Annotated in this window: 8 protein-coding genes; 1 reads left to right on the top strand and 7 read right to left on the bottom strand. The window is 64.5% G+C overall.

Annotated elements, in window-relative coordinates; all coding sequences use genetic code 11:
* Positions 1-25 precede the first annotated feature (25 nt).
* On the top strand, positions 26-484 hold the full coding sequence (locus B0G82_RS18200; protein ID WP_121308321.1) for a hypothetical protein: 459 nt from the start codon (positions 26-28) through the stop codon (positions 482-484).
* On the opposite strand, the gene B0G82_RS18195 is transcribed toward B0G82_RS18200, so the two are convergent.
* The 7 genes from B0G82_RS18195 to B0G82_RS18165 form a co-directional block, all read right to left on the bottom strand.
* Positions 481-1,608 (bottom strand): DUF1571 domain-containing protein, encoded by a 1,128-nt coding sequence (locus tag B0G82_RS18195; protein ID WP_241974616.1) that lies wholly within the window; start codon positions 1,606-1,608, stop codon positions 481-483. The genes B0G82_RS18200 and B0G82_RS18195 overlap by 4 nt on opposite strands.
* Before the next feature lie 37 nt (positions 1,609-1,645).
* Complete coding sequence (locus B0G82_RS18190) at positions 1,646-3,466, bottom strand: AMP-binding protein (protein ID WP_121308319.1); 1,821 nt, start codon at positions 3,464-3,466, stop codon at positions 1,646-1,648.
* 135 nt (positions 3,467-3,601) lie between these two features.
* A complete protein-coding gene (locus B0G82_RS18185; protein ID WP_106284605.1) occupies positions 3,602-4,903 on the bottom strand; it encodes an acetyl-CoA C-acetyltransferase in 1,302 nt (433 codons plus the stop codon).
* A 154-nt stretch (positions 4,904-5,057) separates the two neighbouring features.
* Positions 5,058-5,993, bottom strand: coding sequence for a MaoC/PaaZ C-terminal domain-containing protein (locus B0G82_RS18180; RefSeq protein WP_121308317.1), 936 nt, complete (start codon positions 5,991-5,993; stop codon positions 5,058-5,060).
* Positions 5,994-5,995: 2 nt separating this feature from the next.
* Positions 5,996-7,408 (bottom strand): 3-oxoacyl-ACP reductase, encoded by a 1,413-nt coding sequence (locus B0G82_RS18175; RefSeq protein ID WP_121308315.1) that lies wholly within the window; start codon positions 7,406-7,408, stop codon positions 5,996-5,998.
* Positions 7,409-7,565: 157 nt separating this feature from the next.
* On the bottom strand, positions 7,566-10,064 hold the full coding sequence (locus tag B0G82_RS18170) for an acyl-CoA dehydrogenase (RefSeq protein ID WP_121308313.1): 2,499 nt from the start codon (positions 10,062-10,064) through the stop codon (positions 7,566-7,568).
* A gap of 420 nt (positions 10,065-10,484) precedes the next feature.
* Positions 10,485-11,351 (bottom strand): TetR/AcrR family transcriptional regulator, encoded by an 867-nt coding sequence (locus tag B0G82_RS18165; RefSeq protein ID WP_121308311.1) that lies wholly within the window; start codon positions 11,349-11,351, stop codon positions 10,485-10,487.
* Positions 11,352-11,504: the final 153 nt, after the last annotated feature.

Genomic DNA, 11,504 nt, shown 5'->3' with positions numbered 1-11,504 from the left:
CGGGGCATGACGACAGGAGCAATGCATGGACCGGCGCACTTTCATGATGACCGGCGCTTGCCTCTCGACCGCGGCAGGCAGCGCGTGGCCGTGGCTCGCGCATGCGGCGGCGCGTAGCAATACGGTGGCGGTGGTCGACTCCACGCTGGCGTACGGCGCCGCGTTCGCCGGCTATGCAACACGCCGGCAGTTGCCGGTTTTCGAAACCGGCGACGATATCGGCGCGCTCTGGTACACGACACTCGCACCGCTGCTTTGCGCAACGCCGACACGTACACCCACACCTACGCCCACGTTCCTGTCGGCTTCGCTAATTGGCCTCACGCGCGCTTCCGATTACTTCGTGCTGAACCAACTCGCTAAAAGCGCGGGACAGGTGATCGAACACGAACACAGTCACGAGCAAAACGCCGGCTCGGACAGGCAGCATGGTCACGTCGCATTTGCCTTCGCCTTCGCGCCGCGCGTATTGCACGAGAGCTAGAAGCTGTACGCCTTGTTCTTCGGATCGAAGGTCGAGTCGTCGAATGTTTTCGGCGTGATGGTTTCGAACAAGATCTTCTCGAACATCTTGCCGTCGTTGTCATAAGACTCGACGGTGCGGAAATATGGATGCCGCAGGTCGAGGCCGAGCGTTTCTTTCTTCGCGTAGAACTGCGGCTGGCCAGTCGGCGTTTCGAAGGTGAAGGCCACCACGCGCACGCCGTCGACCGTTTTGACTTCCACCTGGGTCGAACGCGGCAAACCGGCCTCGATGTATTTCTTGCCTTCGCTGAGGTACTGGTTCGCGATGTATTCCGTGCCGAGATCGCGCACCTGATGGTTCGATTGCGCGCGGGCGAGGGCGCCGGTCAGCGAGGTCCACACCGGCATCACGTTCATGATGCCGCCCAGATGCCCGTACATTTCATCGGTCCGTTTGGATTCGTCGTAGATGATTTCCTGGCCGGCGTGCGCGCCGTCGGGCAGCCACTTCGCGTAGATGCGCAACGGGTCGTGCGCGACGCGCACCAGCATGTGATCGGGCTTGTCGGGCCATTGGCCGTGAATGCGTTCCGAACGCGCCATGGTGAACTCGTACGACGGGTAGCCGTTCGGCCCTTCCTTGATATAGCGCGGCAACGCGAGTGGGTCGAGCGACTGGAACAGCGCGACCAGTTGCGCGTCACTGAGCTTTTCCATCGCGCCGCTTTGTTGCGCGGCGCGCAGCCACTTGACCTGTTGATCCAGCGTGAGCTTGCCGACCTGCGAGGAGGGGGTGGACGGCGCCTTGACGGCACTGGCGCTGTCGAGCGCGGGCGGTGTGTCGTCGTTTTGCGCGAACGCCACCGGCGTGGCAAGTGCGGCCACTCCCGTTACGAGCGCCGCGATCAGGAGCTTGCGCGACCGCACGCTTTGCAACGACGCACGCAACCGTGCGAATAAGTCCGCACGCAAACCAGCTGTCCGCGGCGACGAAAGCGACGAAAGCGACGAAAGCGACGAAAGCGACGAAAGCGACGAAAGCGACGAAAGCGACGACAGCGACGACAGCGACGACAGCGACAAACCGGCGAGGCGCATGAAGACGGGCGTGCGGCGTGATCGTGCGGACAGGCGGTGCTTCATGAATCTCTCCGAAAGGTGACGCGAGGCGCCGTCCCTGTCAGGCAGGCTTTTGCTTCGCGAGTTCCTCGTCGCGCAGGGCGCGGCGCAGAATCTTGCCGACATTGGTTTGCGGCAGCTCGTCGCGGAACTCGACAAGCTTCGGCACCTTGTAGCCGGTCAGGTTCTTGCGGCAGTGGGCGATCACCTGTTCCGCCGTCAGGGAGGGATTGCGCTTGACGATGAATACCTTCACCCGTTCGCCCTGCGCGGCGTCGGGCACGCCGATTGCGGCGACTTCGCGCACGTCCGGAAGCGCCGCGATCACGTCTTCCACCTCATTCGGATAGACGTTGAAGCCCGACACCAGAATCATGTCCTTCTTGCGGTCGATCAGCCGGATAAAGCCGCGCGAATCCATGACGCCGATGTCGCCGGTGGCGAGCCAGCCGTCGTCGTCGATCACCTTGGCGGTTTCTTCCGGACGATTCCAGTAGCCTTTCATCACCTGCGGTCCCTTCACGCACAGTTCGCCCGCCTCGCCGATGTTCGCCCAATGGCCGTCGTCCTTCCTGAAACGGACCTGCGTGGATGGCGCGGGCAAACCGATCGAGCCTTCGAAGTCACGCATATTGGAGAGGTCGACCGGATTCATCGACACGATCGGCGAGCATTCCGTGAGCCCATAGCCTTCGATGATCGGCTTGCCGGTCACCGCCTTGAAGCGCTCGGCCACCGACTTCTGCGTGGCCATGCCGCCCGCCATCGCCAGCTTGAGATCGGAGAAGTCACGCTTGCAGAATTCCTCGTTGTCGAGGAACGCGTTATAGAGCGTGTTCACGGCGGTCATGCCGGTGAATTTCTCGTGACGGATGATCATCATCACGCGCTTCATGTCGCGCGGATTGGCGATCAGAATGTTGCGCCCGCCCAATCCCATGAAGATCAGCGCGTTCACCGTCAACGAATAGATGTGGTACAGCGGCAGCGGCGTGAGCACTGTTTCGACCTCGCCGGTCAGTTGGCCTTCGGACCATGCCTTGGCCTGCAGCAGATTCGCAATGATGTTCCTGTGCGTGAGCATCGCGCCCTTGGCGACGCCGGTCGTGCCGCCTGTGTACTGCAGGAACGCGATGTCTTCGTGGGTGGGGCGCACGGGCGTCAATGGCCGCGAGTAGCCGGTAGAAAGCGCGTCGAGCAGCGGCACCGCTTTGGGCAGGTTGTACGCGGGCACCATCTTCTTCACGTGCCGCAGCATGAAATTGAGCAGACGTCCCTTCAGATTCAAACCGTCGGCGAGCAGATCGCCGAGTCCCGTCACGATCACGTTCTGCACTTTGGTGCCGGGCAGCGCGTCTTCGACCGTCTTCGCGAAGTTCTCGAACACGATGATGGTTTGCGCGCCGCTGTCCTTCAACTGATGCGCGAGTTCGCGCACCGTATAGAGCGGATTCACGTTGACCACCACGCCGCCGGCCTTCAGCACGCCGAACAGCGAGACCGGATACTGGAACGTATTCGGCAACATGATCGCGACGCGTTCGCCCGGCTTCACACCGATACTCTGCAGATACGCGGCGAACGCGGTGGCCTTGCGGCCGAGTTCACCGTAGGTCATGCTCGCGCCCACGCTCACATACGCGACACGCTCGCGGAACTGCGCGATGCATTCGTCGAAGAACTGTACGACCGACTCGTATTTCGACACGTCGATTTCACGCGGCACATCCGCCGGATAGGACGCGTACCAGATGCCGTCGGTATTGGGCGCGTGGTGCGGCGCGTGGGCCTGCGCCTGCGCGAAAGCAGGCGCAGGCTCCGCTGCGTTCGGCGCCGCCGATTCGCCGCCGGGCGCAAGCGTGGTTTGAGTGGGCTGGGTCATGGTCGTCTCCTGAAGCTGTGGCTTCATCTCTTTGTGTGCCGGCCCGGTGGCCGGTCATTAAAGCAATCAACGCGAGTGTGGCAGCGTGTGAAGCAAAAACATGCGGCGAAGCAAACACTGAAACGCATCTCGTGCTCAGCGTTCCAGAATCGCGACCACCCCCTGGCCGCCCGCCGCGCAGATCGAAATCAGCCCACGCGCGGTGCCGGCCGGTTTGTCGAGTTGCGCGAGCATTTTCGCGAGGCCGGCGACGATGCGTCCACCCGTCGCCGCGAACGGATGGCCGGTGGCCAGTGAGCTGCCGTTCACATTCAATTTTGCCCGATCGATCGCGCCGAGCGGGCCCGGCAAGCCGAGCTGCGTGCGGCAATACTCGTCATCCTGCCATGCCGCGAGCGTGCACAACACCTGGGCGGCAAAGGCTTCGTGGATTTCGTACAGATCGAAGTCCTGCAACGTGAGCCCGGCGCGCGCCAGCATGCGCGGCACGGCGTAGGCGGGCGCCATCAGCAGGCCTTCTTTCTTGTCGAAGAAGTCGACGGCGGCGGTTTCGGACCAACTCAGGTACGCGAGCACCGGCAGTCCATGACGCGCGGCCCATTCTTCACTCGCGAGCAGCACGGCGGAAGCGCCGTCGGTGAGCGGCGTCGAATTGCCCGCGGTCAGCGTGCCGGCGTCGCGATCGAATACCGGTTTCAGGCTCGCGAGTTTTTCGAGCGTGAGGTCGGAGCGCAGATTGTTGTCGCGCGCGAGACCGCGGTACGGCGTCATCAGATCGTTGACGAAGCCGCGCGCGTACGCCTCCGTGAGCTTGCGGTGGCTGTCGTAGGCGAGCACGTCCTGGGCCTCGCGCGAGATGTTCCAGCGCTTGGCCATCAGTTCGCAATGCTCGCCCATCGAAAGGCCCGTGCGCGGTTCGCCGTTGCGCGGCAGAAGCGGCTTGAAAAACATGCCGGGCCGCAGCTTGCTCAGCGCGCTGACGCGTTGCCCGGTGCTCCTGCCGCGATTGGCTTCGAGCAGGATCTTGCGCATCCGCTCGTTGACGCCGATCGGCGCATCGGAGGTCGTATCGACACCGCCCGCGATGCCCGCTTCGATCTGCCCCAAGGCGATCTTGTTAGCGACGAGAATGGCCGCCTCGAGTCCGGTGCCGCAGGCCTGTTGCACATCGTAAGCGGGCGTTTCTTTGGCAAGCGTGGTGGACAGCACGGATTCGCGCGTCAGATTGAAGTCGCGCGAATGCTTGATGACCGCGCCCGCGGCGACTTCGCCCAGACGTTCGCCGTGCAGGTTATAGCGGTCGATCAGCCCTTGCAGCGTGAAGGTCAGCATGTCCTGATTCGACGCGGTCGCGTAGGCGGTGTTCGAGCGGGCAAACGGAATCCGGTTGCCCCCGACGATGGCGACTCGGCGTACGGCTGGCAGCGGGTTGGACATGCTCGGCTCCTTCGGGTCGTTCCCTGAGTATTGAATAATGCGAATGGTCTGACGGCCGGTCGCGACGGTCCTGATTCAACAACGATTCAGCCGCCCGCAATTCCACGATTCCACGACTACACGATTCCACGACTCGACGCACGACGCGCGCACCTCATTGCAACCTCCATTGCATGCGGCCGCGCAAATGCGGTTTCTGCCCCGCGATATCGCGCACCTCGATGTCGCGTTCGATCAGCGAAGGCGACGCGCTCCACAGCGACGCCTCGCCGGGCAGCAGCATCGGCAGTTTGAATTCGGCGCTGAGGGTGGCTTCCGCAAGCGGCTTCGGCGGTTGCAACGCGGAGGCGGCGCGCGCCAGCGTCCACATGCCATGGGCGATCGCGCGCGGAAAGCCGAAGGCCTTCGCGGACAGCGCGCTCAGATGGATCGGGTTGTAGTCGCCGGACACGCTCGCGTAGTCGCGGCCCAGCTGCGACGCGAGTTGCCAGCGTGCGATGCGTTGCAACGCAACGGCGCCGGGTTCGAGCGGATCGAGCACGCTGCCGCTCGCCGGCACGCCGCGTTTCAGATAGACGCTATCGCCGTCCCAGACCGCTTCGCCGCGCCGGTACATGCGCGTATGCAGCACGAACGCCTGGCCTTTGTCGTGGCGCAGCAGCGCGCCGAACTCCACCTCGACGCGCAGCATCTCCTTGTAGGCGAGCGGCCGGCGCAGACGCACATGGTTGGCCAGATGCACGAGCCCGAGCGCCGGCCATGGAAACGCCGGGTCGGTCAGCATCAGCAGATGCAAGGGAAAGGCGAGCAGATGCGGATACGTGAGCGGCACGCCGTGCTCGGGAATAAAGCCGCACACGCGCGCATAACGCCAGATCGGCCCGGGGTCGAGGGCGACGGCGGGGCGCACCAGCCGCAGCGGCGGCAGATGCGTCTCGCGCCCGCGTTTGACGAGGCCGGACAACGCGCGCGCATAGAGCTTGGCGGGCGCGGGCAAGGTCTCGATCACGACGGTCTTGGGCCGCACCGCATCCGGCCGCGCCGGGTTCGATAGAGGACTGCCTTCGAACGGATCGCCGGGCTCAGCCATGGTCACGCTCCGATCAGGCTTTGTCCGCACACGCGCACGATCTGGCCGCTCACGGCGGCCGATCCCGGATGCGCGAGCCACGCGATGGTCTGCGCGACGTCGACCGGCTGGCCGCCCTGGCTCATCGAATTCATGCGGCGTCCGGCTTCGCGGATGGTCAGCGGAATCTTCGCGGTCATCTGCGTTTCGATGAAGCCGGGCGCGACCGCGTTGATCGTGATGCCGCGCGCACGCAGATGCGGCGCCATGCTCTGCACGCGGCCGATCACGCCGGCCTTCGAGGCGGCGTAGTTGGTCTGGCCGAGATTGCCGGCAATGCCGCTGATCGACGACACGGCGATGATCCGGCCGCCGTCGCGCAGAATGCCGGCGGCGAGCAGGGCGTCGTCGATCCGTTCCTGCGCGGACAGGTTGATGTCGATCACGCTTTGCCACGCGGCTGCGGTCATCTTCGCGATTGTTTTGTCCTTTGTGATGCCGGCGTTATGCACGACGATATCCACGCCCTGTTCGTCGAGCGCGGCCGCGATCTGCGCGGGCGCTTCGGGTGCGGCGATATCGAAGGCGAGGGCGGTGCCGTTCAACTGGCGCATGGTCGCGTCGAGCGCGTCGCGTGCCGTCGGGATGTCGATGCCGATCACGTGCGCGCCTTCGGCGGCCAGCACGCTCGCAATCGAGGCGCCGATGCCGCGTGCCGCGCCGGTCACGACGGCGCGCCGGCCCGCGAGCGGTTGCTGCCAATCGAAGGCGGGTGCCGTCTCGCCGCCCGCGCCGGCGGCGACGCGTACGACCTGGCCCGACACATAGGCCGAGCGCGGCGACAGAAAGAACCGCAACGTCGCTTCCACCCGATTTTCCGCGCCTCGCTCCACGTACACGAGATTCGCGGTGATGCCGCGCCGCGCTTCCTTGCCGAGCGAACGCGTGAAGCCTTCGAGCGCCCGTTGCGCGGTCCATTGACGCGGCGTCGCGCAGCTCTCCGGCGGCCGTCCCAGCACGATGATGCGGCCGCACTTGCCGAGCGAGCGCAGCGTGTCGTGAAAGAAGCCGTGCAAGGGTTCGAGCTGGGTGCTGTCTTCGATGCCGCTCGCGTCGAACAGCAGGGCCGCGAGTTTGCCTTGCGAACCGGCGTCGGCCGCTTCGAAGCGGCCCGTCATGAGGCCGTGGCGGTTGGCGAGCGGCACCCACAAGCCGGCGCTTTCATGCGCGACGCTCGTTACGCCGATGCTCGCCACGAGGCTCGCGAGCGCGTCGAGCAGATGCGGTTCGCGGCCCGCGCCGAGCGCGACCAGTCCGCCGAACTCGGGCTGATCCGCGCGATAGCGGCGCAGCACCTCGGGCTTCGGCAGGCCGACCGAGCGCGCGAGGCGCGCGCCGAACGGCGAGTTGACGAAGTTCAGATAAGAGTCGTTCATATTATTAGTCGCTCCGCTGGCCACGCCCGAAGGAAGTGCCCTTGAGAGACGCCCCGCAGGAAGTCTCTCTGAGGGACGTCGAACGTGTGTCAGTGTGCACCGAGTTCGACGCTCGCGGCGCGCCTTCCCCGCATGTTTTTTTAAGCCGGCGCCGAACTCAGGCCGCGAGCTCCAGCGCCTTTTCCAGCGCCTCCTTGCGCTTTTGCAGGTTGGCAAGCATGTCGAAGTCGGCGGGGAAATCGTCCACCTTCACGACTTGTGCGCCGTAACGTGCGTAGTCGTCGAGCACGCGCCGGTCGTCGGCGTCGAGCAGGCCTTTTTTCTGTGCGGTGTCGGTCCAGTCGGCTAGTTGCGGCAGGCTTTGCGGCATCGGGTCAAGCAGGCCTTGCTTGACTGCGTCGCGCAGCTTCTGCTCGATCTGCGTGAAGCGCGGATTCAGCTCGAACACCAGCTCGCCGTAGCCGAGCGCGTCGACATCCGGATGCGGCACGTACGAATCGGATACCAGACGTTCGCGCGCGGCGCCTGGCGTTTGCATCAATGCGGCGATCTCGCTGCCGAGCTGATCGGACGGCTCGCGGTGCGGCAGTCCGAACGGAAACGCGAGCACGCGCACGAGGCCGGCGGCGAGCCGGTTCGGATAGTTGGCGAGCACGCCGTCGAGCGCGTGTTGCGCCTTGTACAGCGAGTCCTCGACACCCCAGCGCACCAGCGGCAGGTCTTCTTCCTGACGGCCTTCGTCTTCGAAACGCTTGAGCGTGGCGGAGATCAGGTAGAGCTGCGACAGCACGTCGCCCAGACGCGCGGAGATGCGCTCGCGGCGTTTCAGATCGCCGCCGAGCACGAACATGGAGACATCGGCGAGCAGCGCGAACGCGGTGGACAGCCGCGTGGCCGCGCGATAGTACGCATGCAATGGCGCATGCGCCGTGCGCGGTTTGGCGATGAACGCGCCACCCGTCACGCCATAGACGAGACTGCGCACCACGTTGGATAGGGTGAAGCTGACGTGGCCGAAGAACGCCTCGTCGAAATCGCGCAGCGCCTTGGCGCGATCCGTTTCGCGTGTGGCGGCCATTTCCTTCAGCACATACGGATGACACCGAATCGCCCCTTGCCCGAAGATGATCAGGCAACGCGTGAGAATGTTCGCGCCTTCCACGGTGATCGCGATCGGCACCTGCTGATAGGCGCGCGCGAGAAAGTTCGACGGCCCCATGCAGATGCCCTTGCCGGCGGCGATATCCATGCCGTCGTTGATGACCATGCGAGCGCGCTCGGTGATGTGATATTTGGCGATCGCCGAGATTACCGAAGGCTTTTCGCCGAGGTCCACCGCGTGCGCCGACAGGCGGCGCGCGGCGTCCATCACGTACAGGTTGCCGCCCATGCGGCCGAGCGCTTCCTGCACGCCTTCGAACTTGCCGACGGCGGTGCGGAACTGGCGGCGAACCGCGGCGTAGGCGCCGGTGCCGCGTACGGCGATCTTCGCCATCCCCACGTTCGACGAGGGCAGCGAAATCGCCCGGCCCGCCGCGAGGCATTCCATCAGCATGCGCCAGCCGTTGCCGACCTGGGCGCGGCCGCCGATCACCCAGTCGAGCGGAATGAACACGTCCTTGCCCGAGTTCGGACCGTTCTGAAATACCGCGTTCAACGGCCAGTGACGGCGGCCGATGGTCACGCCCGCATGGTCGGTCGGAATCAGTGCGCAGGTGATGCCGGGTTCGTCGTCATTGCCGAGCAGATGCTCGGGATCCAGTGCGCGAAACGCGAGGCCGAGCACGGTAGCAATCGGGCCGAGCGTGATGTAGCGCTTGTCCCAGGTGACGCGAAAGCCCAGCGTCTCGCGGCCTTCGAACCGACCCTTGCACACGATGCCGACGTCAGGAATCGCCGCTGCATCGGAACCCGCATACGGGCTGGTCAATGCGAAGCACGGTATTTCCTCGCCGCGTGCGAGGCGCGGCAGGTAGTGGTTTTTCTGCTCTTCGGTGCCGTAGTGCATCAGCAGTTCGGCGGGGCCGAGCGAGTTCGGCACCATCACCGAAACGGCGGCGGCCGAGCAGCGCGTGGCGAGCTTCATGATGACCTGCGAATGCGCGTAGGCGGAGAACTGTTTGCCGCCGTACTGCTTCGGAATGATCATGCCGAGAAAGCCGTGCTCCTTGATGTACTGCCAGGTTTGCGGCGAGAGGTCCTGCCAGACCATGGTGGTTTCCCAGTCGTTCGCGAGGTCGCACAGCTTTTCGCATTCGACGTCGAGGAACGACTGTTCTTCCGCCGTCAGCGTGGCCGGGCCGTAGCCGAGCAGCTTGTCCCAGTGCGGACGTCCCGAGAACAGTTCGGCGTCCCACCAGACCGTGCCGGCTTCGATCGCATCGCGCTCGGTCGGCGACATCTCCGGCAGGATGTTGCGGAAAATGTCGAGCACGGGCTTGGCGAACCATGTGCGCCGCAGCGGTTTGAGCGCGAGCACGAGGGCGGGGAGGACGAAGACGATGGCGAGCAGCGTGGTGGCCACCGGACCCGCCACGCCGCTGACATGCGCGGCCGCCACCCAGACGATCATGAAGGCAAGCCACCATGCCGCGCGCGCTTGAACGTAAACGAGCGCGAAGGCGGCAATCACTAACACCAGGATGAACCACGGCATGACGTTTCCTCCTCTTTCGATGGTGCGTGCGGACGCATCCACGCAGCGCGGATGGTTCGCGTTCTATTGATTTTCTGCTTCACGCTCGCGTTGCCTCGTCGCGCGTACTGCATTTGCGCGGCGTGTGTGCAGTTCGACAGCGCGGCGTTGCTTAGGTGCGGAACTTAGACGTGCTGCTCAGGTATGCGGCGTTCATCGTGTTCGGCTGCCTTTCTGCTGAGTGTTGACTGAGTACTTGTTGCCTGTTTCGCGCTGACCGGCGGCGTAGGGATTGCCGGCTGGATACGGGTTCGATACTGCGGCATGCTAACCATCTTGTGGCATGTCCGGATGGCGCGGTACTGATTCGCTCGCCTGCTCGCGCAGGCGCCGCATGCGGGCAACGGCTGACGACGGCGCGTTGCCCGCAGCGTCAGATCGTCAAGCCGCGCCGTGCAATGCGTGCTGGCGCGAACCTGCTTCCATGTCGCCGCCGCGATGCTCGCCGTCCGATACGGCCGGCGATGTCGGCTCCGATCCACCCTCTGTGCGTGCCGTGCTCGCAGCTTCGGCTCCGCCGATGCCGGCGCACTCCGAGCCGCCTTCGCTCGCGTCGCCGAGGACTGCGGCAAACGCGGCCAGTTGCGTGCCGTCAGGCAACGGTGCCTTGAGCGCGGCCACCATCAGCGAAGCGAGGCGGGCGATGAGTTGCAGGTCGTTCATCGACTTGCCTTGCGAGAACTCGGAAAGCAGGCTGTCCGTGTCGGTGCCGGCCAGCACGCCCGACAGCGCGCCGATCGCGAAGTGCAGACGCCAGCCCAGTTCCTCGCGCGGCAGATGCGGCAGCGCGCGCTGAAAGGCATCGAAAAAACGCACCGCCACAGAAGCGTAGTGTCCGTTGAGAAAATCTCGAATGAACGACGACGGATCGGTATAAGCGCGGCCGAGCAAACGCAGAAACGCCTTGCCGCCTACTCGCGGATCGCGCGACAGGCGCAGCGCCGGAATGAACATCGCGCCGAGCACATGCTCGCAGGTCAGGCGCTCGCCGAGCCGGGTGTCAAAGCGGTCGAGCAGCTTGAGCCGCTCCTGGTTGAGATGGTCGAGGCGGCGCGACAGCATCGAGTGAATCAGCGATTCCTTGCTGCCGAAGTGATAGTTCACTGCCGCGAGATTCACTTCGGCACGCGAAGTAATCTGGCGCAACGACATGGCCTCATAACCGCAGTCGATGAAGAGTGTTTCGGCGGCGTCGAGGATGCGGGACTTCGTATCGCCGGCATGCCGGCCTGTTGTGCGAACTGCCATGTTGCGTCTCCCAGTTGCCGGGCGTCCGGCCCGCAAACAAGCGATTCAAATATTGATTTGAAACGGCCGTTTTTTTCAGGATAAGAAGAAACGATGCGTGCGATCAAGGGGTCACAGTCGACTAACTCCTCTAGAAGACCTGACGAAGGTCCT

Source organism: Paraburkholderia sp. BL17N1, from assembly GCF_003634175.1.
In the GTDB taxonomy this organism is placed as follows: domain Bacteria; phylum Pseudomonadota; class Gammaproteobacteria; order Burkholderiales; family Burkholderiaceae; genus Paraburkholderia.
This window is presented reverse-complemented; position numbering and strand designations above follow the sequence as displayed.

Bases quoted from the DNA above. Each gene is read 5' to 3' on its own strand.
- B0G82_RS18200 (WP_121308321.1), top strand. From the start codon at position 26: ATGGACCGGCGCACTTTCATGATGACCGGCGCTTGCCTCTCGACCGCG.
- B0G82_RS18195 (WP_241974616.1), bottom strand. From the start codon at position 1,608: ATGAAGCACCGCCTGTCCGCACGATCACGCCGCACGCCCGTCTTCATG.
- B0G82_RS18190 (WP_121308319.1), bottom strand. From the start codon at position 3,466: ATGACCCAGCCCACTCAAACCACGCTTGCGCCCGGCGGCGAATCGGCG.
- B0G82_RS18185 (WP_106284605.1), bottom strand. From the start codon at position 4,903: ATGTCCAACCCGCTGCCAGCCGTACGCCGAGTCGCCATCGTCGGGGGC.
- B0G82_RS18180 (WP_121308317.1), bottom strand. From the start codon at position 5,993: ATGGCTGAGCCCGGCGATCCGTTCGAAGGCAGTCCTCTATCGAACCCG.
- B0G82_RS18175 (WP_121308315.1), bottom strand. From the start codon at position 7,408: ATGAACGACTCTTATCTGAACTTCGTCAACTCGCCGTTCGGCGCGCGC.
- B0G82_RS18170 (WP_121308313.1), bottom strand. From the start codon at position 10,064: ATGCCGTGGTTCATCCTGGTGTTAGTGATTGCCGCCTTCGCGCTCGTT.
- B0G82_RS18165 (WP_121308311.1), bottom strand. From the start codon at position 11,351: ATGGCAGTTCGCACAACAGGCCGGCATGCCGGCGATACGAAGTCCCGC.